This window comes from Rhizobium sp. Root482 (assembly GCF_001426565.1).
Taxonomy (GTDB): domain Bacteria; phylum Pseudomonadota; class Alphaproteobacteria; order Rhizobiales; family Rhizobiaceae; genus Pararhizobium.
Window position 1 is genome coordinate 215,853 of the sequence record NZ_LMFA01000023.1, and the last position, 24,567, is coordinate 240,419.

General features: G+C 63.3%; 19 protein-coding genes. 17 read left to right on the top strand and 2 right to left on the bottom strand.

The window, feature by feature from the left end; translation table 11 throughout:
• Positions 1-42: 42 nt before the first annotated feature.
• Positions 43-2,343: a hybrid sensor histidine kinase/response regulator gene (locus ASD31_RS19670; protein WP_056337868.1), complete on the top strand. Its 2,301-nt coding sequence runs from the start codon at positions 43-45 to the stop codon at positions 2,341-2,343.
• A gap of 89 nt (positions 2,344-2,432) precedes the next feature.
• Positions 2,433-3,311: a GNAT family N-acetyltransferase gene (locus tag ASD31_RS19675; RefSeq protein ID WP_056337870.1), complete on the top strand. Its 879-nt coding sequence runs from the start codon at positions 2,433-2,435 to the stop codon at positions 3,309-3,311.
• 161 nt (positions 3,312-3,472) lie between these two features.
• Here ASD31_RS19675 and ASD31_RS19680 read toward each other — a convergent pair whose 3' ends face one another.
• A complete protein-coding gene (locus tag ASD31_RS19680; protein ID WP_056337872.1) occupies positions 3,473-5,758 on the bottom strand; it encodes an NADP-dependent malic enzyme in 2,286 nt (761 codons plus the stop codon).
• 102 nt (positions 5,759-5,860) lie between these two features.
• Between ASD31_RS19680 and mutS the strand changes: the two genes are divergently transcribed.
• The 3 genes from mutS to murJ all read left to right on the top strand — a co-directional run bounded on the left by mutS (position 5,861) and on the right by murJ (position 13,145).
• Positions 5,861-8,605, top strand: a complete 2,745-nt coding sequence (gene mutS / locus ASD31_RS19685; protein ID WP_056337874.1) for a DNA mismatch repair protein MutS — start codon at positions 5,861-5,863, stop codon at positions 8,603-8,605.
• An 89-nt stretch (positions 8,606-8,694) separates the two neighbouring features.
• Positions 8,695-11,556 carry a [protein-PII] uridylyltransferase gene (locus tag ASD31_RS19690; RefSeq protein ID WP_056337876.1) on the top strand — a complete coding sequence of 954 codons (2,862 nt, stop codon included), beginning with the start codon at positions 8,695-8,697 and terminating at the stop codon, positions 11,554-11,556.
• Positions 11,553-13,145 carry a murein biosynthesis integral membrane protein MurJ gene (murJ, locus tag ASD31_RS19695; RefSeq protein WP_056337877.1) on the top strand — a complete coding sequence of 531 codons (1,593 nt, stop codon included), beginning with the start codon at positions 11,553-11,555 and terminating at the stop codon, positions 13,143-13,145. Before ASD31_RS19690 ends, murJ begins: the two co-directional genes overlap by 4 nt.
• A gap of 4 nt (positions 13,146-13,149) precedes the next feature.
• Here the strand turns inward: murJ and ASD31_RS19700 are convergent, their stop codons facing one another.
• Positions 13,150-13,632: a YcbK family protein gene (locus tag ASD31_RS19700; protein WP_056337881.1), complete on the bottom strand. Its 483-nt coding sequence runs from the start codon at positions 13,630-13,632 to the stop codon at positions 13,150-13,152.
• Between the two features lie 90 nt (positions 13,633-13,722).
• Here ASD31_RS19700 and ASD31_RS26525 point away from each other — a divergent pair, with 90 nt between their 5' ends.
• From ASD31_RS26525 to lnt, 12 genes are all read left to right on the top strand, one after another.
• On the top strand, positions 13,723-13,962 hold the full coding sequence (locus ASD31_RS26525) for a hypothetical protein (protein ID WP_156392733.1): 240 nt from the start codon (positions 13,723-13,725) through the stop codon (positions 13,960-13,962).
• A gap of 78 nt (positions 13,963-14,040) precedes the next feature.
• A complete protein-coding gene (gene trpS, locus ASD31_RS19705; protein WP_056337884.1) occupies positions 14,041-15,108 on the top strand; it encodes a tryptophan--tRNA ligase in 1,068 nt (355 codons plus the stop codon).
• Positions 15,109-15,161: 53 nt separating this feature from the next.
• The gene (locus ASD31_RS19710; RefSeq protein WP_056337887.1) at positions 15,162-15,653 is read left to right on the top strand and encodes a universal stress protein; all 492 of its coding nucleotides are present in this window, start codon (positions 15,162-15,164) and stop codon (positions 15,651-15,653) included.
• Between the two features lie 188 nt (positions 15,654-15,841).
• Positions 15,842-16,408 carry a NifU family protein gene (locus ASD31_RS19715; RefSeq protein ID WP_056337889.1) on the top strand — a complete coding sequence of 189 codons (567 nt, stop codon included), beginning with the start codon at positions 15,842-15,844 and terminating at the stop codon, positions 16,406-16,408.
• A gap of 42 nt (positions 16,409-16,450) precedes the next feature.
• Positions 16,451-17,116, top strand: coding sequence for a tRNA (adenosine(37)-N6)-threonylcarbamoyltransferase complex dimerization subunit type 1 TsaB (gene tsaB / locus ASD31_RS19720; protein WP_056337890.1), 666 nt, complete (start codon positions 16,451-16,453; stop codon positions 17,114-17,116).
• A gap of 1 nt (position 17,117) precedes the next feature.
• The gene (locus ASD31_RS19725) at positions 17,118-17,615 is read left to right on the top strand and encodes a GNAT family N-acetyltransferase (RefSeq protein WP_056337894.1); all 498 of its coding nucleotides are present in this window, start codon (positions 17,118-17,120) and stop codon (positions 17,613-17,615) included.
• Positions 17,616-17,720: 105 nt separating this feature from the next.
• Complete coding sequence (locus ASD31_RS19730) at positions 17,721-18,509, top strand: lysophospholipid acyltransferase family protein (protein ID WP_056337897.1); 789 nt, start codon at positions 17,721-17,723, stop codon at positions 18,507-18,509.
• A 51-nt stretch (positions 18,510-18,560) separates the two neighbouring features.
• Positions 18,561-19,961 carry a tRNA (N6-isopentenyl adenosine(37)-C2)-methylthiotransferase MiaB gene (gene miaB, locus ASD31_RS19735; RefSeq protein WP_056337901.1) on the top strand — a complete coding sequence of 467 codons (1,401 nt, stop codon included), beginning with the start codon at positions 18,561-18,563 and terminating at the stop codon, positions 19,959-19,961.
• A gap of 29 nt (positions 19,962-19,990) precedes the next feature.
• A complete protein-coding gene (locus tag ASD31_RS19740; RefSeq protein WP_056337904.1) occupies positions 19,991-21,046 on the top strand; it encodes a PhoH family protein in 1,056 nt (351 codons plus the stop codon).
• A 16-nt stretch (positions 21,047-21,062) separates the two neighbouring features.
• Entirely contained in the window at positions 21,063-21,569 is a 507-nt protein-coding gene (gene ybeY, locus ASD31_RS19745) for an rRNA maturation RNase YbeY (RefSeq protein WP_056338275.1), read from the top strand.
• Between the two features lie 12 nt (positions 21,570-21,581).
• On the top strand, positions 21,582-22,730 hold the full coding sequence (locus ASD31_RS19750; protein WP_056337905.1) for a transporter associated domain-containing protein: 1,149 nt from the start codon (positions 21,582-21,584) through the stop codon (positions 22,728-22,730).
• Positions 22,731-22,881: 151 nt separating this feature from the next.
• On the top strand, positions 22,882-24,477 hold the full coding sequence (gene lnt / locus ASD31_RS19755; RefSeq protein WP_056337907.1) for an apolipoprotein N-acyltransferase: 1,596 nt from the start codon (positions 22,882-22,884) through the stop codon (positions 24,475-24,477).
• Positions 24,478-24,567: the final 90 nt, after the last annotated feature.

A 24,567-nucleotide genomic window follows, 5' to 3' on the forward strand; every position in this document is an offset into this window, starting at 1 on the left:
CGGTTGAAGCCATTCCAAACCCTTCCCGTGCTAGGGCAGGCCATGAACGAGCCGTCGCATCTCCAGGAACGGATTGCCTCCGAATTCACTCCGCCCGCCCGCAGGCTGGGCGAAAAGGAGGCGCCAACGCTCGTCTTGAACGAGAATCCCGTCACGCTGGAAGACCATGGGATCGAGACGGTCCCGGACCGTTATCCGCTGCTGAAGCCGCTGCTGGCCGGCGCCGGGCTGGTCAGTTCGACGGCCATTCTGGGAACCGGCGCCGAAGCCGGGCTTCACCTGCTGGCCGCCGGCCTTGCCGCCGCCGGCATTGCCGGCGCGGCCCTCTTCGTCAGGGACTGGTACCGCTCCACTCGGCCGATGCGGCTGGCGACCCGGCTTCAGGCTGAAAAGGCCGATGACAGGCGCTGGGAGCGCAGTGAGACCTCGCAGCTTCTCTCCACCATCCACGACGCGCTGGGCGATATCGCCATTATCCGCGAGCCGGGGGGGATGATCGTCCAGGCCAATTCCGTCTTCTGCCGGCTGGCCAGGCAATCGAAGCCGGAGGGCATGACCTGCGAGGCGCTCGGGATCGTATTCGAGCCGGCGTCAGCCCCCAATCGCTACCGCGTCCGTATCGCCACGACCGCCGGCGAAAGCCTGTTCGATTGGCATGACGTGATCGCCCGCGAACCGTCGAGCGGCCGCTTCATGCTGCACAGCATCGCCCGGGATGTGACGGAGGAAACCCGCATCGCGCGCGAGAGCGAAGAGGCACGCCGCCGCGCAGAAGAGGCCAGCCAGGCAAAGTCGCGGCTGCTCGCCACCGTCAGCCATGAGATTCGCACGCCGCTTTCGGGCATTCTTGGCATGAGCCATCTGATCGGCCAGACCCGGCTGACCGGCGAGCAGCAGAGCTATCTCGTCGGCATGCGTCAGTCGGGCCATGCGCTGGTGCAATTGGTTGATGATCTCCTCGATTTCTCCTCCATCGAAGCCGGTCGCTTCCAGCTTCGCCCGGCGCCCGGTCCCTTGCGCGAAACGATCGAAAGCGTGGTCGAAATGCTGTCGCACCGCGCCCATGAAAAGGGTATCGAGATCGGCGCGACGGTCAGCGTCGGTGTTCCGGCATTGATTGATTTCGATGCGGCGCGCCTGCGCCAGGTGCTGTTCAACGTCATCGGCAATGCGGTCAAGTTCACCCATGCCGGCGGGGTGTTCGTCAGCGCCGCCGTCGAAAAGGGGATGATCGTCATCCGCGTCGAGGATAGCGGCCCCGGCATGAACCTGCAGGAGCAGGCACGGGTCTTCGACGAATACGAGCAGGCCGGCGGCAATGCGCAGCGATCCGGCGGCTCGGGTCTCGGCCTTGCAATCTCAAGGCGGATCGTCAGGGAAGGTGGCGGTTCGCTCCGGGTCTCGAGCATCCCGGGCAAGGGCAGCACTTTCGAAATCCGCTTTCCGGCCCTCGGTTGCGACTTGACGGCGCCGGTGCGTGCCCGCAAAGGCGCTCTTGCCGGTTCCGCCGTGCTGGTCATGGCCCCGGCCGGGCCCGCCTCGCGAGCACTTTGCGATACCATAAGGACGCTGGGCGGCTCCTGCGAAGCCGTCGAAACGCTGGAGGAGGCGCAGGCCGCCGCGATCCGGTCGCTGTCGGCCAGCCGCGCGCTCACCGATATCATCGTCGATCACCGCCACGCGGCCCAGTTTCGCGGCCTGCTGGCGCTGGTGCCGGGCCTTGCCCGCCAGAAGCTGCGGCGGACCTATCTCATTAATCCGGAGGAGCGCAACGGCCGGCGCATCAACCATATGGACGGCTACGATGCCTGGCTCATCCGGCCGCTCAGGGAAAAGTCGCTGGTCGATGTGCTGCGCGGGCGGATGAAGGGCATGGAAGTGCGCGACGCCATCAACGACAACCGACCGGTTCTGCGCGAAGTGCCGCCGCTGCGCGAAAGGCCGCAGCAAGGCGGCGTGCTTCTGGCGGAGGATGACCCGATCAATGCTCTTCTGGTTCGCGCCGTCCTGGAAAAGGCCGGGCACCAGGTCCGCCTCGTGAGTGATTTCGAGGCGCTGGCTGCGACCCTCTTCGACGCGCCACAGGACAAGGCCGATGCGCCAAAGCTGATCGTCAGCGATCTCAATATGCCGGGTGGCGACGGGCTGTCGATGATCGAGCGGATCCGCAACGACGAACGCCAGTCGGGCAGGGCGCCGGTTCCCTTTATCGTGCTCACCTCCGACACGCGACAGGAGATCCGTGAGGGTCTGATCGCCGCCGGCGCCAGCGCCGTCCTTTCCAAGCCCGCCGATCCGCACGCGCTCACCGCCCAGATCGACAGCCTGCTCGATCCCCGGTGAAGCCTGTTGCGTGCAGCCCCAATGTCACTATCCTGTCGCAGAAACATGGTTTAACGCGGATAGGAACAAAGCGACCGGGATGACGCGCAATGACAATCGAACCCTTGGATCTGGTGCACGTGGCTGACCAGCCGCAGTCCTATGTCCGGGGCCTTGCGGCTCCGGCGTCCGACGTGCTCGGCCGCATCGGCAATCTGGAAACGCGGCTTGCCCGCAACGCCTCCGAAGTCGATGCCGCCCAGGCGGTTCGTTACCGGGTTTTCGTCGAGGAGATGAAGGCGCAGGTCCCGCTGGATGCCGAAAGGCGCAAGCGGGACGCCGATGCCTGGGACCTTGTCTGCGATCATCTTTTGGTGCTCGACACCTCGATCGATGGCGATGCCGAAGACCAGATCGTCGGCACCTACCGCCTGCTGCGCCAGGATGTTGCCATGCGCGCCGGCGGTTTCTATTCCACCTCCGAGTTTTCCGTCGGCGCGCTTCTGGAGCGCCACCCGGACAAGAGGTTCATGGAACTCGGCCGCTCCTGCGTACTGCCCGATTACCGCACCAAGCGCACTGTCGAACTGCTGTGGCAGGGCAACTGGGCCTATGCGCTGAAATACGGCATCGACGCGATGTTCGGCTGTGGCTCCTTCCCAGGCGTCGTTCCCGAGGAACATGCCCTGGCGCTGTCCTTCCTGCACCATCACATGGCGGTGGGCGGCGAATGGGACGTTTCGGCGCGCCCCGAGCGGTTTCGCACCATGGACCTGATGCCGGTCGAAGCGATCAATATGCGCAAGGCGCTCGCAGCCCTGCCGCCGCTGATCAAGGGTTACATGCGCCTGGGTGCGATGGTCGGCAAAGGCGCGGTGGTCGATCACGCCTTCCGCACGACCGACGTGCTGATCGTCCTGCCGATCACCAGCATTTCAGGCCGCTACCTGAATTACTACGGCGCCGATGCGGGCCGCTTCGCCAGCTGAGATTTTGCTCGTAAAGGGCTTTCGGCCCTGCCTTCCCTCTTGCTTCCATTCCTTTTGCAGTTCCCAAAGTTATTTTATCAAGATCAGTATTAAGGCAATGAAGAAGCCGCTCCGGTCATCACCGGAGCGGCTTTTTTACGCGGTGCCGTTGGCGCGTTGGATCAGCTATTGGCATTGTGCGCGGCGAGTGCCGCCATGTTGACGATGTCGGAATCCTTGGCGGTCATCGAAACGATCTGGACGGATTTGTCGAGCCCGACGAGCATCGGGCCGATCACCGTCGAACCGCCCAGTTCCTGCAGCATCTTGGTGGAGATGGAGGCCGAGTGGAAGGCCGGCATGACCAGCACATTGGCGGTGCCCGAAAGCCGGCAGAACGGATATTGCTCCATGACCTTGGGGTTGAGCGCCACATCGGCCGCCATCTCGCCGTCATATTCGAAATCGACGCGCCGCCTGTCGAGAATATTGACCGCCTCGCGCACCCGTTCCGAACGCTCGCCGGAAGGATGGCCGAAGGTGGAATACGCCAGCATCGCCACGCGCGGAAAATAGCCGAGCCGGCGGGCAAGGCCGGCGGCCTCCTCGGCGATATCGGCCAGCTCTTCGGAGGTCGGCATGTCGTGGACCGCGGTATCGGCCACCAGCACGGTGCGGCCGCGGCAGAGCGCCAGCGACACGCCGATCACCCGGTGGCCGGGCTTGGCATCGATGCAACGGCGCACGTCCTCGAGCGCCGTCGAATAGTTACGGGTGATGCCGGTCACCATGCCGTCCGCATCCCCCAGCGCCACCATGCAGGCGGCGAAATGGTTGCGGTCGTTGTTGATCAGGCGCTGGGCATCGCGGAACAGATAGCCCTGCCGCTGCAAACGGGCATAGAGATAATCCGTATAGGCGCCGGTGCGCTTGGAAATGCGGGCATTGACGATCTGGATGCCGGGGCGGTCGAGATCGATGCCTTCGCGCTCGGCCGTTTCGCGCATCCGGTCCTCGCGCCCGAGAAGCAGCGCCGTGCCGAGATTCTGGTTGGCATAGGCGAGCGCGGACCGCATCATCTGCACCTCCTCGCCTTCGGCAAAGACGATCCGCTTCGGATAGCGCCGGACGCGCTCGTAGATCCGCTGCAGCGTCGAGGCGATCGGATCGCGGCGGGCCGAGAGCTGGCGGCCGTAGGCGTCAAGATCGGGGATCGCCTTGCGGGCGACGCCGCTCTCCATCGCAGCCTTGGCCACGGCCACCGGAATGGCCGAGATCAGTCGCGGGTCGAACGGTACGGGAATGATATATTGCGGCCCGAAACGGGGACGATTGCCCTGATAGGCCGCCGCCACGTCGTCCGGCACGTCCTCCTTGGCAAGGTTGGCCAGCGCTTCCGCTGCGGCGATCTTCATGGCGTCGTTGATCGTCGAGGCGCGTACGTCGAGCGCGCCGCGGAAAATATAGGGAAAGCCCAGGACATTGTTGACCTGGTTGGGATAGTCCGACCGGCCGGTCGCCATGATCGCGTCATCGCGGATGCGCGCCACTTCTTCCGGGGTGATTTCCGGATCGGGATTGGCCATGGCGAAGATGATCGGCCTGTCCGCCATCGAGCGGATCATTTCCTCCGACAGCGCGCCCTTCTGCGAAAGGCCGAAGACCACGTCGGCGCCCTTCATGGCCTCCGTCAGCGTGCGCCGATCGGTCTTCACCGCATGCGCCGATTTCCACTGGTTCATGCCTTCGGTGCGGCCCTGGTAGATGACCCCCTTGGTGTCGCAGAGAATGATGTTGGCCGGGTTGAAGCCCATGGCCTTGATCAGTTCGACGCAGGCGATCGCGGCCGCACCCGCGCCATTGCAGACCAGCTTCGTCGTCTTGAAGTCGCGGCCCGTCAGGGTGAGCGCGTTGATCAGGCCGGCTGCCGCGATGATCGCCGTGCCGTGCTGGTCGTCATGGAAGACCGGAATATCCATGATCTCGCGCAGTTTCTGCTCGATGATGAAACATTCCGGCGCCTTGATGTCCTCGAGGTTGATGCCGCCGAAGGACGGTCCGAGAAAGCGCACGCAATTGATGAATTCATCGACATTCTCGGTATCGACTTCCAGGTCGATGGAATCGACATCGGCGAAGCGCTTGAACAGCACTGCCTTGCCTTCCATCACCGGCTTGGAGGCGAGCGCGCCGAGATTGCCAAGGCCCAGAATGGCCGTGCCATTGGAGATGACGGCCACCATATTGCCGCGCGCCGTATAGTCATAGGCCGTCTGAGGGTCGGCGGCGATCGCCTTCACCGGCACGGCGACACCCGGCGAATAGGCAAGCGAGAGGTCGCGTTGCGTCGCCATCGGCTTGGTCGGGGAGATTTCCAGCTTTCCGGGGCGACCCTGCGCGTGAAAATCCAAAGCTTCCTGATCCGTGACGCTGGTCGCGCTGCGGCCGCTCTTGTCTTTTGCCGGCATGGGTCCTCCAACCTTTTGTGGGCGACGGCACTCCCGCGCCGCTTTGTTGTTGTCTTCTATAAACGCGCATGGATAGTGAGGCACCACTTTTCTGGGACCAGCATGACTTTTGTGACCGAGCCGACCATCCGCAACCCCGAGGTTCTTTCCGCCGCCCAACTGGCGACGGAGGAAAGCCGCGCCACGGCCACGCCGATGATGGAACAATTTATCGAGATCAAGGCCAACAATCCGGACTCGCTGCTGTTCTACCGGATGGGCGATTTCTACGAGCTGTTCTTCCAGGATGCCGTGGAGGCATCGCGGGCTCTCGGGATCACGCTCACGAAGCGTGGCCAGCATCTCGGGCAGGATATCCCCATGTGCGGCGTGCCGGTGCATGCCGCCGACGATTACCTGCAAAAGCTGATCGGGCTCGGCTTTCGCGTCGCCGTCTGCGAGCAGATCGAGGATCCGGCGGAAGCCAGGAAACGTGGCGGAAAATCGGTTGTCCGGCGCGATGTGGTGCGGCTGGTGACGCCCGGCACCATTACCGAGGACCGGCTGCTCTCGCCCTCCGAGAGCAATTACCTGATGACGCTCGCGCGCATCCGTGGCGGCACGGAGGCGGCTCTGGCGCTCGCCTGGATCGATATTTCCACCGGCGTCTTCCGGCTCTGCGAAACCAACGAAACGCGGCTGCTTGCCGATATCCTGCGCATCGAGCCGCGCGAACTGATCCTCGCCGATACGGTTTTCCACGATCCGCAGATGCGGCCCCTCATCGACGTTCTCGGCCGTGTGGCCGTGCCGCAGCCGGCCGTGCTGTTCGATAGTGCGACCGCGGAAAACCGGGTTACCCGCTACTACGGCGTCGGGACCCTCGATGGATTCGGCAGTTTTTCCCGCGCCGAGCTTGCAGCGGCCTCGGCAGCGATTTCCTATGTCGAAAAAACCCAGTTTGCCGAACGTCCGCCGCTGGGCAGGCCCGAGCGCGAAAGCGCCGCCTCGACCCTGTTCATCGATCCCGCCACCCGCGCCAATCTCGAACTGGTCAAGACCCAGTCGGGAGACCGCAATGGAACCCTCCTGAAAGCACTCGACCGGACGGTGACCGGCGGCGGTGCGCGCCTGTTGGCGGAGCGGCTGATGTCGCCCTTGACCGACCCGGAGCGGATCAATGCGCGACTCGATTCCATCACGGCACTTTTTGACCAGCCGGCCTTCTGCGGCGACCTGCGCTCCGCGCTCAAGCATATGCCCGACATGCCGCGCGCCCTGTCGCGTCTTTCGCTGGGCCGTGGCGGCCCGCGCGATCTGGGCTGCATCCTTGCCGGATGCCAGGCGGCGGTCGAGGTCGAAAGCCTTCTTCGCAGGGCGGAACTGTCCGACGAGCTTGCCGTCGCCGGCGATGCCATTGCCGCCTTGCCGGGCGAAATGGTCCATCGACTGGCCACCATGCTCGGTGATGAACTGCCTTTGCTGAAGCGCGACGGCGGCTTTCTGCGCGATGGCGCCAACCCGGAACTCGACGAAATGCGGACGCTGCGCGACCAGTCGCGCCGCGTCATCGCCGGCCTGCAGCTCGATTATGCCGAGGAAACCGGCATCAAGGCGCTGAAGATCAAATACAACAATGTGCTTGGCTATTTCATCGAGGTGACGGCCGGCAGCGCCGGGCCGCTGACGGACGGCCCCGAGGCGCGCGCCCGTTTCATCCACCGCCAGTCCATGGCCAACGCCATGCGTTTCACCACCACCGAGCTTGCCGATCTCGAAACCAGAATCGCCAATGCCGCCGACCGGGCGCTGACCATCGAGCTGGAGGCTTTCGACCGATTGACCGCGGCCGTCGTCGCTGAAGCCGAGGCGATCAAGGCGGCGGCCCTGGCGCTTGCCGTCCTCGACCTCACGGCCGGTCTGGCATGTCTGGCCGAAGAACAGGCCTATTGCCGGCCGCTGGTTGATCGGTCGAAGATGTTTGCCATCGAAGGCGGCCGCCATCCGGTCGTCGAGCAGGCCTTGCGCCGCCAGACCGGCGCCGCCTTCGTCGCCAATACCTGCGATCTGTCACCCTTCGACGGTGAGGGAAATGGGGCGATCTGGCTGCTCACCGGCCCCAATATGGGCGGTAAATCCACCTTCCTGCGCCAGAATGCGCTGATCGCCATCATGGCGCAGATGGGAAGCTTCGTGCCGGCCGCCTCTGCCCATATCGGCATTGTCGATCGCCTCTTTTCCCGCGTCGGCGCCTCGGACGATCTGGCGAGGGGCCGCTCCACCTTCATGGTCGAAATGGTCGAGACGGCGGCGATCCTCAACCAGGCGACGGACCGCTCGCTGGTGATCCTGGATGAGATCGGCCGCGGGACCGCCACCTTTGACGGCCTGTCGATCGCCTGGGCCGCCGTCGAGCATCTGCACGAGGCCAATTGCTGCCGTGGCCTGTTCGCCACCCATTTCCACGAATTGACGGTGCTGTCGGAAAAGCTCGCGCGGCTGTCCAATGCCACGATGCGGGTCAAGGAGTGGGACGGCGACGTCATCTTCCTGCACGAGGTCGGCCCCGGTGCGGCCGACCGTTCCTATGGCATCCAGGTGGCGCGGCTTGCCGGACTCCCGGCCTCCGTCGTCGCCCGCGCCAAGGATGTGCTGGCCAAGCTCGAGGATGCCGATCGCAAGAACCCGGCAAGCCAGCTGATCGACGACCTGCCCCTGTTCCAGGTGGCGGTCCGCCGCGAGGAGCGCGACAAGGCCGGCCCCTCCAAGGTCGAGGCGGCGCTGAAGGCACTCAATCCCGACGAGATGACCCCGCGCGAGGCAATGGACGCGCTTTATGCGCTGAAGACGCAACTTGGCGCATCGTGACCGCGCAAGCCTTGTCCGCGCCCGGACAAAAGGTCTATAGCGCATGAAGAGCGGCGCGCGGCGCCCGCCGGACGGGAAGATGGTCGGCATTGACAGGCAAGAACGAAAATTCATCTCCTGATAAACTGGCCGGCATCCTCGACGTCCAGGCGCTGAGGGCCAGATGCAGCTTCATCGCCTCGGCGCATGCCGAACAGCGCGACCTGATGCGCCAGGCCCTGCTGGCGGCTTTCCGGCAGGCCAATCTGGAGGGGCGTGAAAAGGCCCGCCAATTGCTCCTTGAGGACGGCAGCGGCCATAAATGCGCCGAGCGGATCTCCTGGCTGCAGGACCAGCTGATCACGATCCTGCATGATTTTACCCTGAACGAAGTGTTCAACGCGGCCAATGCCAAGCCCTCGACGCGGCTCGCCGTCACCGCCGTCGGCGGCTATGGCCGCGGCACGCTGGCGCCGGGCTCCGACATCGATCTTCTGTTCCTCCTGCCGGCCACCAAGGCGGTGTGGAGCGAGCCGGCGATCGAGTTCATGCTCTATATCCTGTGGGATCTCGGCTTCAAGGTCGGCCACGCCACCCGCACCATCGAGGAGTGTATAAGGCTGTCGCGCGGCGACATGACGATCCGCACGGCGATCCTCGAGACCCGTTATGTTTGCGGTTCGATGGAACTGGCGGCGGAACTTGAAATCCGCTTCGACGCCGAGATCGTCAAGAATACAGGCCCCGATTTCATCGCCGCCAAGCTTGCCGAGCGCGACGAGCGCCATCGCAAGGCCGGCGACACGCGCTATCTGGTCGAACCCAATGTCAAGGAAGGCAAGGGTGGGCTGCGCGACATCCATACCCTGTTCTGGATCGCCAAATATTTCTACCGGGTCAAGGACAGCGCCGATCTGGTCAAGCTCGGCGTCCTGTCGCGCCAGGAATACAAGCTGTTCCAGAAGGCCGACGATTTTCTCTGGGCGGTGCGCTGCCATATGCATTTCCTCACCGGCAAGGCCGAGGAGCGCCTGTCCTTCGACATCCAGCGCGAAATCGCCGAAAGCCTCGGCTATCACGATCACCCCGGCCTGACCGCGGTCGAGCGTTTCATGAAGCACTATTTCCTGGTGGCCAAGAATGTCGGCGATCTCACCCGCATCTTCTGCGCGGCGCTGGAGGACCAGCAGGCAAAGCAGCTCCCGGGCTTCACCGCGGCGCTGAACCGATTCACCCATCGCATCCGCAAGATCGCCGGCACCCTGGAGTTCGTCGATGACGGCGGGCGCATCGCGCTGGCCAGCCCGGATGTCTTCAAGCGCGATCCGGTCAACCTGATCCGCCTCTTCCATATGGCCGATATCAACGGCCTGGAATTCCATCCCGCCGCCCTCAAGCAGGTAACGCGGTCGCTCGGTCTCATCACGCCCTCCGTGCGCGAGGATGAGGAGGCGAACCGGCTGTTCATCTCGATGCTGACCTCGCGGCGCGATCCGGAACTGATCCTGCGGCGCATGAACGAGGCCGGCGTGCTTGGCCGCTTCATTCCGGAATTCGGCAAGATCGTCTCGCTGATGCAGTTCAACATGTATCACCATTATACGGTGGACGAGCATCTCCTGCGCGCCGTCGATGTGCTTGCCCGTGTCGATCAGGGGCGCGACGAGGACATTCATCCGCTTTCCGCCAAATTGATGCCGGGCATCGAGGATCGCACCGCGCTTTTCGTCGCCGTGCTCCTGCACGATGTCGCCAAGGGAAGGCCCGAGGATCATTCCACCGCCGGCGCCAAGGTTGCCCGCAAACTCTGCCCGCGCTTCGGCCTGACGCCGAAACAGACCGAAACGGTCGCCTGGCTGATCGAGGAACACCTGACGATGTCGATGGTCGCGCAGACGCGCGATCTCAACGACCGCAAGACGATCATCGATTTCACCGAGAAGGTGCAGTCGCTGGAGCGGCTGAAAATGCTTCTGGTCCTGACGGTCTGCGATATCCGCGCCGTCGGCCCGGGCGTCTGGAACGGCTGGAAGGGCCAGCTTCTGCGGACATTGTATTATGAGACGGAACTGCTGCTGTCCGGTGGCTTTTCCGATCTGCCGCGCAAGGAAAGGGCGGCCCATGCCGCCGATATGCTTCAGGAGGCGCTGTCCGACTGGAGCCAGAAGGACCGCAAGACCTATAGCAAGCTGCACTATCAGCCCTATCTTCTGTCGGTGCCGCTGGAGGACCAGTTGCGCCATGCCCGCTTCATCCGCGAGGCCGACAAGGCGGGCCGGGCACTCGCCACCATGGTGCGCACCCACCAGTTCCACGCCATCACCGAAATCACGGTCCTGTCGCCGGATCATCCCCGGTTGCTAGCGGTGATCGCCGGTGCCTGTGCGGCGGCAGGCGCCAATATCGTCGATGCGCAGATCTTCACCACATCCGATGGCCGGGCGCTCGATACGATCCTGGTCAATCGCGAATTTCCGGTCGATGAGGACGAGATGCGCCGGGCCGCCAGCATCGGCAAGATGATCGAGAATGTCCTGTCCGGCGCAAGGCGCCTGCCGGAGGTGATCGCCTCGCGCACCCGCAATCGCAAGCGCAACAAGACCTTCACGGTGCCGCCCGCCGTCACCATCTCCAACAGCCTGTCCAACAAGTTCACGGTCATCGAGGTCGAGTGCCTCGACCGGACCGGCCTCCTGTCGGAAATCACCGCTGTGCTCTCCGATCTCTCCCTCGACATCGCCTCGGCCCATATCACCACGTTCGGCGAAAAGGTTATCGATACCTTCTATGTCGCCGACCTCGTCGGCCAGAAGATCACCAATGAGAACCGGCACAACAATATCGTCGCACGGCTGAAGGCCGTGATGTCGGACGAGGCGGACGAGATGCGTGACCGCATGCCCTCGGGCATGATCGCGCCGCAGCACATCCGTTCCGTCACCGGCGCAAGGAAGGCCAAGGCAGAATCATGAGTCTGGTGCGGAAATTCATGACCGTGGGCGGCGCCACGCTCGGCAGCCGCATCTTCGGTTTCGCCCGCGAAATGCTGATGGCGGCGGCGCTCGGCACCGGGCCAATGGCCGACGTCTTCTATGCCGCCTTCCGGTTTCCCAATCTGTTTCGCCGCCTCTTTGCCGAAGGCGCCTTCAACGCCGCCTTCGTGCCGCTGTTTTCCAAGGAAATAGAAGCCAACGGCATCGATGGCGCCAAGCGCTTCTCCGAAGAAGTGTTCGGCGTGCTGTTTACCGTGCTTCTGCTGATCACCATCGCGATGGAACTGTCGATGCCGCTTCTGGTGCGCTTCGTCATCGCGCCCGGTTTTGCCGACGATGTCGAGAAATCGAGCCTCACCGTGCGCATGGCGATGGTGATGTTCCCCTATCTGATGTGCATGTCGCTGACGGCGATGATGAGCGGCATGCTCAATTCGCTGCATCATTTCTTCGCCGCCGCCGTCGCGCCGATTTTCCTCAACATCGTGATGATCAGCGCGCTCATTTATGCGCTTTATACAGGCGCCGATCCGCTGATGACTGCCTGGTACCTGTCCTGGGGCGTGCTCGTGGCGGGCGTGCTGCAGCTTGGCGTCGTCTATTTCGGCGTCCTCCATGCCGGCATGAGCATCGGCCTGAAATTTCCGCGCTTCACACCCAACGTCAAGCGCCTGCTCGTCCTGGCCGTGCCGGCCGCCATCACCGGCGGTATCACCCAGATCAACCAGATCATCGGCCAGGCGATCGCATCGGCGCAGGACGGCGCCATCGCTGCCCTGCAATATGCGGATCGCATCTACCAGCTGCCGCTCGGCGTGGTCGGCATTGCCGTCGGCGTCGTCCTCTTGCCGGAATTGTCACGGGCCTTGAAGGGCGGGCATCTGCGGGAGGCCGGAAACCTGCAGAACCGGTCGATCGAGTTCGTGCTGTTCCTGACCATCCCCGCCGCCTTTGCACTGTGGATACTCTCCGACGAGATCATCCGCGTGCTCTACGAGCGTGGCGCCTTCCATGCCGAAAATACCGCCATCGTCGGCTCGATCCTTGCCATCTACGGTATCGGCCTGCCGGCCTTCGTCCTGATCAAGGCGCTGCAGCCGGGTTTCTACGCCCGTGAGGACACCAGGACGCCGATGCGGTTCTCGGCAGTCGCCGTGGCGGCAAATTGCGCGCTGGCAATCACGCTGTTTCCACGCCTCGGCGCGCCGGGCATTGCGGTGGCTGAGGCCACGGCCGGCTGGATCAGCACGGTCCTGCTCTTCGTCACGCTGCTGCGCCGTGGCCATCTTGTCTGGGAATGGTCGCTTCTGCGCCGCGCGGCGCTGCAGGCCGTGGCAGCCGCCGTCATGGGCGGCGTTCTCTATTATCTGCGCGGCATCTTTGCCGCCTCGCTGGCCTCCGGTGCGCCGTTCTGGCCGAAGCTGGGCGCGCTTGGAATCCTGATCGGCGTGTCGATGGTCGTCTATTTCGCCGTCGCCTTCCTGATCGGCGGAGCGGATTTGTCGATGATCCGCCGCAATATCAAGCGCAAGGGCGCGGCCGCACCGCCACCCCCAACCGATAGCTGAGGCTTCAGGATCGCTTCCCCGAGCGGCGCTTGGCGCTGAGGAAATGGCGTTTCGATCTGCCGCAATGAGCCCATTGGCGCCGGGGGCCGGTATCGACGTGAACGATGCCGTTGCAATAGCGGCCGATGCCGCCGATGCCCGGCGCGGTTCTTGCGGCGGCGAGTATCCTGCTTTCCGAAACGCCTGGCACGCGGATATCCGCCGCTCGGCAGGATCTGTGCATCGAGCCGCGCCGATGCGCCCGCGGCCGATGGCCTGATGTCACCAGCGGCCGATGCCCGGTTTTCGCGGCGATATGCGCCAGGATACCCTCGAGTCGCGCCGAAAAGCAGCCTGTTCTGACCGACACGGTCTGGACGGCATAAGCCATGGTTCTGCTATGGGCGGGAAGCTTCGCTTTGCGCGGGCGGTTGTCTCTGGCTTCGGCAATGGCGAAATTGGAAATGGCGAGCAGGCTCGCAAGAGCGAGCAATAATAGATTACGCATGACAATCCCCTCGGCACGCCCGCTCCGCGTCGTTCGGGGGGGCATGCAAATCTGGGTTCGCCGCGCCATTGGTATGCATCGTACAGCAGGATGAGCTCGGCTGAGAACCTGTCTGTGGTGGCAATTGGTGAATTCATCCGAAATGCAGCAATTTTATGGAATTTTCTTCCGACGGCGCAGAATAATGTCCTGCAGTTCCGCCTCCTGCCTAACTTCATAGGAAACATTAGAGGAAAAATTTCTAATATGAATCTTTGGATTCAAGGTCTTGGCGGTTCGCTCCCTTTCCATGAGTGGAATTTGCCGAAGGTGCGCCTGCATGCCCCTTGATCGCTGCCGGCGCCTGTGCGCATAAGCCTGCCAACAGCAACAGAGGCCGGGCCCTCCACAAGCCCGAATGAGGACACGATGTCAGACTTCAAGCCGCTCGTCTTTTCCGGCGTCCAGCCGACCGGAAACCTGCATCTCGGTAATTATCTCGGCGCGATCCGCAAATTCGTGGCCCTGCAGCAGGACCATGACTGCATCTATTGCGTGGTCGATCTGCATGCCATCACGGCGCAGCTCGTCCACCAGGACCTGCGCGGCCAGACCCGCTCGATCGCCGCCGCCTTCATCGCCTCGGGCATCGACCCGGAAAAGCACATCGTCTTCAACCAGTCCGCCGTGCCGCAGCATGCCGAGCTTGCCTGGGTCTTCAACTGCGTCGCCCGCATCGGCTGGATGGAGCGCATGACCCAGTTCAAGGACAAGTCCGGGGGCAAGAATGCCGAGCAGACCTCGCTCGGCCTGCTCGCCTATCCGAGCCTGATGGCTGCCGATATCCTCGTCTATCGCGCCACCCATGTGCCTGTCGGCGACGACCAGAAGCAGCATCTGGAGCTGGCCCGCGATATCGCCCAGAAGTTCAACATCGACTTCACGGATCATATCCGCAAAACCAGCTATGGCGTCGATATCATGGTCGGCGAAGAGCCGGTCCATGCCTATTTCCCGATGGTCGAGCCGCTGATCGGCGGCCCGGCGCCGCGTGTCATGTCGCTGCGCGACGGCACCAAGAAAATGTCGAAGTCGGATGCCTCCGACCTGTCGCGCATCAACCTGATGGACGATGCCGAGACGATCTCGAAGAAGATCCGCAAGGCCAAGACCGATCCGGACGCCTTGCCGTCCGAAGTCGAAGGCCTGAAGGGCCGGCCCGAGGCCGACAATCTCGTCGGCATCTATGCGGCCCTGTCGGACAAGACCAAGCAGGAGGTTCTCGGTGAGTTCGGCGGCCAGCAGTTTTCCGTCTTCAAGCCGGCCCTGGTCGATCTTGCCGTCGAAGTCCTGGCGCCGATCTCGGGCGAGATGCGTCGCCTCATGGACGATACCACCCATATCGATGCCATCCTGCGGAAAGGGGCCGAAAAGGCCCGGGCGCGCGCCGATCTCACCATGAACCAGGTGCGCGAGATCGTCGGCTTCCTGCAATAATTCGCCGCAAATGAGTCCTTGCAGCCGAAAATATCGGGTGTAAGAGTCCCGCCATGGTTTCGACACGACTCTCAAGACTGGAAGGTCACCGCCGCAAGTTCATGGCGGTGATCGACGACACCCCGGAATGCGGCCGCGCCGTCCACTATGCCGGCATGCGCGCGAAAAACTCCAGCGGCGGCCTCGTTCTCCTCTATGTCATCGCCGACGCCGACTTCCAGCAATGGCTGGGCGTCGAAGGCATCATGCGTGCCGAAGCGCGCGCTGAAGCGGAAGCGACGCTGGCAAAGATCGCCCAGACGGTGCGCGAGACGATCGGCATCGAGCCGGAAATGGTCATCCGGGAGGGCAGCGCCACCGAGCAGATTTACGGCCTGATCGAGGAAGACCGCGATATCGCCATCCTGGTCCTTGCGGCAGGCTCGGCCAAGGAGGGCCCCGGTCCGCTGGTATCCTCCATTGCCGGCAAGACGGCCGCCTTTCCTATCCCGGTCACCGTCATCCCCGATCTTCTGACGGACGAGGAAATCGATGCGCTCAGTTGAGTGCCGCTTTCGACTGTGCCGAAAGCCGTTTGCTGCCGATGCCTGCCGACTTCCCGATTGTCTGAATTTCGGCCCTGCGATAAGAGACTTCAAGCACGTCCATGTCTCTTGAAGCAGGGCGTCAAACCGCTTATATTGGCTAGAATAATTCTAAACAGCCGCCTGCCGACAGGTGGCACGGAGCCGTCATGTTCATCCAGACCGAAGCTACCCCGAACCCCGCGACGCTGAAGTTCCTGCCTGGCAAGGTGGTGATGGAGAACGGTACCGCCGAATTCCGTGATGCGGAAGAAGCGGCGGCCGGTTCCGCGCTTGCCGCCCGCCTGTTCATGATTCCCGGCGTCACCGGCGTCTATTTCGGTTACGATTTCATCGCCGTCACCAAGGAAGCCCAGGAATGGCAGCATCTGAAGCCTGCTATTCTGGGTTCGATCATGGAGCATTTCATGTCCGGCCAGCCGGTCATGGCCGTTCACACACGCGCCGAGGAAAGTGACCAGGACGGCGAGTTCTTCGAGCCGGGCGACGAGACGATCGTCGCGACGATCAAGGAACTGCTGGAAAGCCGGGTGCGCCCGGCCGTGGCCCAGGATGGCGGCGATATCACCTTCAAGGGGTTCCGCGACGGCACTGTCTTTCTCAACATGAAGGGCGCCTGCGCCGGCTGCCCGTCCTCGACGGCGACGCTCAAGCATGGCGTGCAGAACCTCCTTCATCATTTCATTCCCGAAGTGCAGGCCGTCGAAGCCGTTTGAGCGAGCGTTTCCCGTGCTGTCCCCATCCAAGGCCCGAAAGCCATGATCGTCCTGGCCCTTGATACGGCCGGGACGGGTTGTTTTGCGGCTGTCTATGACGGCGGCGAAGACCGGGTTCTCGCCTCTGCCGGCGCCGTGATCGGTCGCGGTCATGCAGAGCAATTGATGGCCTTCGTCGATCAGGCGCTGGAGGCAAGCGGCAGGACGCTGGGCGAGGTCGAGCGGATTGCCGTCACCATCGGCCCAGGTTCCTTTACCGGCATTCGCGTCGGCGTCGCCGCCGCGCGCGGTTTTGCGCTGGCGCTGGGCGTTCCGGCCGTCGGTATTTCCATTCTTGAAGCCCTTGCGAAGGCGGCGCGTGAAGTCCAGCCCGGGCGTGACGTGCTCGCCGTGATGGATGCCAAGCGCGACGAACTCTATTGCCAGAGCTTCAAGGCAAACGGCGAGGCCAGCGACACACCTGCGATCCTTTCCCTGGACGAAGCGCGCAGGCTCCATGCGGGTTTTGACGGCGTCGTCTGCGGATCCGCTGCCGGGTTTCTGACCGATGCTCCGCAACCCGGCATTTCCGTATCCGATGCGGTCGATATCGGCGTTGTCGGGCGGCTTGGCGCGGCAGCCGATCCGCGCCGGGGAAAACCCAGCCCGCTTTACCTGCGCGGTCCCGATGTCAAGTCGCAGGCCGGCTTTGCGGTGGCGCGGGCTTGAGATGTCGCTGACGGATTATTTCGCCCGCAAGCCGCAATTCGAAATCTTCCCCTTGGAAACAAGCGACCTGGGGCAGGCGGCGGCCATTCACCGGCTGGGTTTCAAACGGTGCTGGAGCGATGGCGAACTGCACGCTTTGCTTGCCCAGAGTACAGTTTTCGGTTTTATCGCCCGCCAGAGCAATGCCGTCTCGCGGCCCTTGACGGGCGGTTTCGTGCTGTTTCGGATCGCGGGCGGCGAGGCGGAAATCTTGACCATCTGCGTCGATCCACGCTTCTCGAGGCTCGGCCTCGGCTGGCGGTTGATGCGGGCGGCCATCCGGGAGACGCGCGACCAGGCGGCGGAAGCAATGTTTCTCGAGGTCGATGAAACCAATCTCGCTGCCGTCGGGCTCTACCGCAAGCTGGCCTTCGCGAAGGTCGGCGAGCGGCAGGCCTATTACCAGGATGAGTCGGGCAAAAGGACGTCCGCCCTTGTCATGCGCCTCGATCTTGGCTAGCCCTTTTTCCATGGGAAAAGAGTTGCAACTGCACTGGCAGTCCGGCGAACCCTGCCGGCAGGCGGCGAGGCGACCCCTGTCGGCTTTGGCACGGGAATTTCGCGCGTGATCAACTGGCTGCGTGTCGCGCTCTGCATGACCGTGCTTCTGGGCGCGACCCTCGTCATGGCGCCGGCGCAGATGCTGTTCCTGCGCTTCGACCTGCCGCAGCGCCGCACCTTGCCGCGCCTCTGGCACCGCATGGCTTGCCGCCTCGTCGGCATAAGGGTGCGTGTCCATGGTACGCCGGACCGGCAGCGGCCGCTGATGCTGGTGTCCAATCACGCCAGCTGGAAGGATATTCTCGTTCTCGGTTCGATCTGCGATGTCGTCTTCGTCGCCAAGTCGGATGTGAAGTCCTGGCCGGTCTTCGGCCTTCTGGCCCGGCTGCAGGCGACGATCTTCGTCGAGCGTGAGCAGAAACGGACCACCGGCAATCAGGTCAACGAGATCGGCAAACGGCTGGCCGATGGCGAGATCGTCGTGCTTTTTCCTGAAGGCACGACTTCGGACGGCAATCGGCTTCTGGAGATCAAGACCTCGCTGTTCGGCGCCGCCGCTGCCGCCGTGCCGCTGTCTCCCACCGGCGCGGTGCATGTCCAGCCCGTTGCCATTGCCTATACCGGCATTCACGGCATGCCGATGGGCCGCTACCATCGCCCGATCGCGGCCTGGCCGGGCGATATCGCCCTTGGCCCGCATCTGCTTGGCATCCTCCATGAGGGCGCCGTCGATGTGGATGTGATCTTCGGCGAGCAGTTCACCTATACGCCGCAAAGCAACCGCAAGCTCGTCAGCCGCGAGGTCGAGAAGAGCATCCGCTCGATGCTGGCGCTGAAGCTGCGCGGTCGCTGATGACGCCGAAAGGGCTTCAAATCAGGCCCTCTTTGCTCTATGGAACCGCCTATGACACAGGAAACCGCCATCCTCTCCGCAAAACCCGACATGGGCGTCGAAGCGCCGCCTGTCCGCAAGGTCTTCGTCAAGACCTATGGCTGCCAGATGAACGTCTATGATTCCGAGCGGATGACCGATGCGCTGGCGAAGGACGGTTATGTCGCGACCGATATGGTGGAAGACGCCGACCTCGTCCTGCTCAATACCTGCCATATCCGCGAGAAGGCGGCGGAGAAGGTCTATTCGGCGCTTGGCCGCCTGCGCGACCTGAAAAGCCGAAAGGCCAGCGAAGGCAAGACCGTGACGATCGGCGTCGCCGGCTGCGTCGCCCAGGCCGAAGGCGACGAAATCCTGCGCCGGGCGCCCTCCGTCGATCTCGTCATCGGCCCGCAAACCTATCACCGTCTCCCGCAGGCCTTGAAGCGCGTCGAACGCGGCGAGCGCGTGCTGGAAACGGACTATGCTGTCGAGGACAAGTTCGAGCATCTGCCGGCGCCCGATAAGGCAAGGACCCGCTCGCGCGGCGTCACCGCCTTTCTCACCGTCCAGGAAGGCTGCGACAAGTTCTGCACCTTCTGTGTCGTGCCCTATACGCGCGGTTCGGAAGTGTCGCGCCCGGTCGCCCAGATTGTCGCGGAAGCACGCAAACTGGTCGAGGCCGGGGTGCGCGAGATCACCCTTCTCGGCCAGAACGTCAATGCCTGGCACGGTACCGGCCCGGATGGCGACAAATGGGGCCTCGGCGAACTCCTCCACCATCTGGCAGGGATCGAGGGGCTGGCCCGCCTGCGCTATACCACAAGCCATCCGCGCGACATGGATGACGGCCTGATCGCGGCCCACCGCGATCTCGGCCAGCTGATGCCCTATCTGCATCTGCCGATCCAGTCCGGTTCGGACCGGATCCTGAAGGCGATGAACCGGCGCCATACCGCGGCCGAATACATTGCGCTGATTGCCCGCATCAAGGCGGCGCGGCCGGATCTCGCCCTGTCGGGAGATTTCATCGTTGGTTTCCCCGGCGAGACCGATGAGGACTTCGAGGATACGCTGAAGCTGGTCGAGACGGTCGGTTATGCACAGGCATTTTCCTTCAAATATTCGACCCGTCCGGGAACGCCGGGCGCCGATCTCGAGGATCAGGTGCCCGAGGAGGTCAAGGCCAACCGGTTGGAAAGATTGCAGGCTTTGCTGCTTTCCCAGCAGAACGCCTTCGCCAGGGCCTGTATCGGCAAGACCATCGACCTGCTTCTGGAAAAGCCCGGGCGCATGCCGGGACAGTTGATCGGCCGTTCGCCCTGGCTGCAATCGGTGAATGTTGATGCAATGTCATCGCAAATCGGTGACATTATTTCTGTACGAATCACTGGTGCGGGCCCTAACAGTCTGTTTGCCGAGGTGGTAAGCTGAAGGTCCGCCACATCAAGGAGCCTGACCGCTTGAACGGACACGAATTGGTTTCATCCTCGCCGCGCCAGTCGAAAACATCCGCGACAGACGTCAATCACTTCGTGCTCACCTTCGAGAACAACCGGTTCGCCAGCGAGCTTTTCGGCCAGTTCGACCAGAACCTGAAGCTGATCGAGCAGCGGTTGAACATCGATGCCCGTCCGCGCGGCAACTCCGTTTCCATCTCGGGCGAGGTCGTGGCCACCAACCAGGCGCGGCGGACGCTGGACTATCTTTACGGGCGGCTGCAGAGCGGCGGCATCGTCGAGGCCTCCGACGTCGAGGGCGCCATCCGCATGGCCGTCGCCGCCGATGACCAGTTGCAACTGCCCACCATGGAAAAGAAAGCCAAATTGAATCTGGCGCAGATTTCTACCCGCAAGAAGACGATCACTGCCCGCACGCCAACGCAGGACGCCTATATGCGCGCGCTGGAACGGGCCGAGCTGGTCTTCGGCGTCGGCCCAGCCGGTACCGGCAAGACCTATCTGGCCGTCGCGCATGCCGCCCAGCTTCTCGAGCGCGGTGCCGTCGATCGCATCGTCCTGTCGCGCCCGGCGGTCGAAGCCGGCGAAAGGCTCGGCTTCCTGCCCGGCGACATGAAGGACAAGGTCGATCCCTATCTGAGGCCTCTCTATGATGCGCTCTACGACATGATGCCCGGCGACAAGGTGGAGCGGGCGATCACCGCCGGCGTCATCGAGATCGCGCCGCTCGCCTTCATGCGCGGCCGCACTCTTGCCAATGCCGCCGTCATTCTCGACGAGGCCCAGAACACCACGACGATGCAGATGAAGATGTTCCTGACTCGTCTGGGCGAAAACGGCCGGATGATCGTCACCGGCGATCCGAGCCAGGTCGACCTGCCGCGCGGCGTCAAGTCCGGCCTGGTCGAGGCGCTGCAGATCCTCCACGGCGTCGAAGGCGTGTCGGTGACCCGCTTCAAGGATGTCGATGTCGTCCGCCATCCCATGGTCGCCCGCATCGTGCGGGCCTATGAGGCGCAGACCGCCGTGCCGGACGAAAGCGAGCAGGCCTATCGCTGAGGCGATGGCGATTGTCATGACGGCCCTAGATATCCAGATCAGCATCGAGGAAGGCCCCTGGCCGCCGGAAACCCAGCTTGAGGCCATCTGCGGCCGCGTGCTTGGCGCTGCCGCGGCCTTCCTGGCGCGCGAGGAAAAGCAGCCCTTTCCGAAAATGCCAGCGGAAGTGTCGCTGGTTTTCACCGACGATGCCTCGATCCGGGCCATCAATGCCGAATGGCGCGGACAGGACAAGCCGACCAATGTCCTGTCCTTCCCGGCCTTTCCGCTGGTCCCGGGCAAGATGCCGGGGCCGATGCTTGGCGATATCATCCTTGCGCAGGAAACTTTGGTGCGCGAGGCAGCGGAACTCGGCAAGCCTTTCGATGACCATCTCACCCATCTTCTCGTCCATGGTTTCCTGCATCTTTTCGGCTACGACCATATCGATGAGCGCGATGCGGAAAGAATGGAGAGCCTCGAGACTGGTATTTTGGCCGGTCTTGGTCTATCTGATCCCTATGGGGACAGTGATCCCGTATGATAGTCTGGAACGATGAGCGAATTTAGAGCACAGCCGGCTGCGGCTGTAAGAGACGAGGCGGAAGCCTCCAGCCAGGACGAGGCAGGCAGTAGTAGCGCCGCCGCCCCACGGCCTGAGGGCGGCAAATCCGGTTCTACCTTCTGGAGCCGCGCTGCACGATTGTGGCGCAGCAACGGCAACAGCCTGCGCGAGGATCTCGCCGATGCGCTGATGACCGATGCCGGCGGCGATACGGCATTTTCGCCGGCCGAGCGCGCCATGCTCAACAATATCCTTCGCTTCCGTGAGGTGCGTGTCGAGGACGTCATGGTTCCGCGCGCCGATATCGAGGCAGTCGATATGAGCATCACCATCGGCGAGTTGATGACCGTCTTCGAGGAATCGGGCCGCTCGCGCATGCCCGTCTATAGCGACAGCCTGGACGATCCACGCGGCATGGTGCACATCCGCGATCTTCTCTCCTATGTGACGAAACAAGCGCGCAACCGGCGCCGTGGACCGGCCCGGATCGCGGTTGCCTCATCCGACAAGCCGGAAAAACCGCAGCGCCAGCCGAAGGCCGGCTTCGACCTTGGCCGCGTCGATCTTTCGAAGTCGCTGGAAGAGGCCGGCATCGTCCGCCAGGTCCTGTTCGTGCCGCCGTCCATGCATGCCTCGGACCTGATGCAGCGCATGCAGGCGGCCCGCATCCAGATGGCGCTGGTGATCGACGAATATGGCGGCACGGATGGACTGGCCTCGCTCGAGGACATCGTCGAGATGGTCGTCGGCGATATTGAGGACGAGCATGACGACGAGGAGGTCATGTTCGCCAAGACCTCCGATGATGTGTTCGTCGCCGATGCGCGCGTGGAACTCGAGGAGATCGCGGCGGCGATCGGTCCGGATTTCGACGTGCGCGAGCAGTTGGAGGATGTCGATACGCTGGGCGGTCTGGTGTTTGCCTCGCTCGGCCGCATCCCCGCCCGTGGCGAGGTTGTCCAGGCGATACCCGGCTTCGAATTCCAGGTGCTCGATGCCGATCCGCGCCGCGTGAAGCGGGTGCGGATCGTGCGCAAGCGGCCGCCGGCGCGCCGCCGTCCGACAAAGGGCGAAGACGAGCTTCATGCCGAGGCCGCCCCTTCCTCCGTGATCGAAAAATCCCTGCGCGAAACCGGTTGAACCTTGTCCATCTGCAGATGATCGCCCTTGCGGGCAGGACAAGCGGCCGCTTTTTTGGAAGACTGCCGCGGATTGATTCGGATGGATGGTTTTGCGCCGTCGCCCCTCCGTGCTTCTGGCCGGAAAGCGGCTGTGCCGATGGGGGACGTTGATGGAGTGGCTTGCGGGCAGGATCATGCTGTTGTCGGGCGGTAGCCGGGCCTGTGTCGCCATTGCCGCCGGCCTTGTCGCCGTTCTTGCCCTGCCGCCCTTCGGCATTTTCGCAACACCCTTTCTCAGTTTTCCCATTCTCGTCTGGCTCATCGACGGCGCATCGGGAGATCCGGATCATGGCCGCCTGCGGCGCAGCCTTCCGGCTTTCTTCATCGGCTGGTGTTTCGGCTTCGGTTATTTTCTCGGCGGTCTCTGGTGGCTCGGCAATGCGCTGCTGGTCGAGGCCGACGACTTCGCCTGGGCGCTGCCGCTGGCGGTGATCGGGCTGCCGGCCTTGCTGGCGATTTTCCACGGTGTCGCCGCAGCGCTCGCCCGTCTTCTCTGGTCGGACGGTATGGCCCGCATCGCCGCGCTCGCCTTTGCCTTCGGGCTTGCGGAATGGCTGCGCGGCTTCGTTCTTACAGGCTTTCCTTGGAATGCGCTCGGCTACATGGCCATGCCCGTGCCGGTGATGATGCAGTCCGCGGCCGTTATCGGGCTTTCCGGCATCACTATGCTGGCGGTCTTCGTCTTTGCCATGCCGGCGCTGCTTGGGACGCGCAAGGGGCTGCGGGCAGGCCTTACCCTTGCCTTGCTGCTGATCGCCGGCCATTTCGGCTACGGCCTTTACCGCCTGAGCCAGTTGCCGCCAGCTGCCGCCGATCCGAACATGATCATCCGCCTCGTCCAACCGCTGATCGACCAGTCGAAGAAGCTCGACGACCGGCAAAGGGCGTCCGTCTTCGAGGAACATCTGAAGCTGACGCAGGCAAAGCCGTTGGATGGCGCCCGCCGGCCGGATGTCGTGGTCTGGCCGGAAACCTCCGTGCCGTTCATCCTCACCGAGAACCCCGATGCGCTGCTGCGGATCTCCGACGTGCTGCAGGAGGGCCAGATTCTGATCGCCGGCGCCGTGCGCGCCGAGGATGCAGGCGCCGGCCAGCCGCCGCGCTACTATAATTCGATCTACGTGATCGACGACCGCGGCCAGATCGTCGGTGCCGCCGACAAGACCCATCTCGTGCCTTTCGGGGAATATCTTCCCTTCGAGCAGCTCCTGTCGTCGGCCGGCCTGCAGGCTATAGCCGCCGCCATGCCCGGCGGGTTCACCGCCTCCGCGTCGCGTGCGCTGCTGACGTTGCCGGGCGGCCGCACGCTCTACCCGCTCATTTGCTACGAGGCGATCTTCCCCGGGGAAATCGGCGACAATGCCCTGGCCGCCAGCGCCCTTCTCAATCTCACCAATGACGCCTGGTTCGGCGATACGCCCGGCCCCTATCAGCATTTCCAGCAGGCCAGGCTTCGTGCCGTCGAGACCGGGTTGCCGCTGATCCGGGCCGCCAATACCGGGATTTCAGCGGTCGTCAACGCCCGCGGCGAAGTCGTCACCGGGTTTCCTTTCGGCACAAAGGGATTTGTGGACACAATTTTGCCGGGAAAGCTTGATTTGCTAATGTATCCACGGGATCAAGCGAGAAATGCACTCCTGATCGCTGGTCTTTTACTAGGATTGGCGCTTATTTCCCGCGTTAGTTTTACTTCAAGGGAGAATTGACCAAAAACCGCCCAAATTGCAGTGTGATGTCCGCGAATGATTTTCACCTCGGTTTGGAAGGTTTAGCCATCTGCACGCATCTTGCGTGTG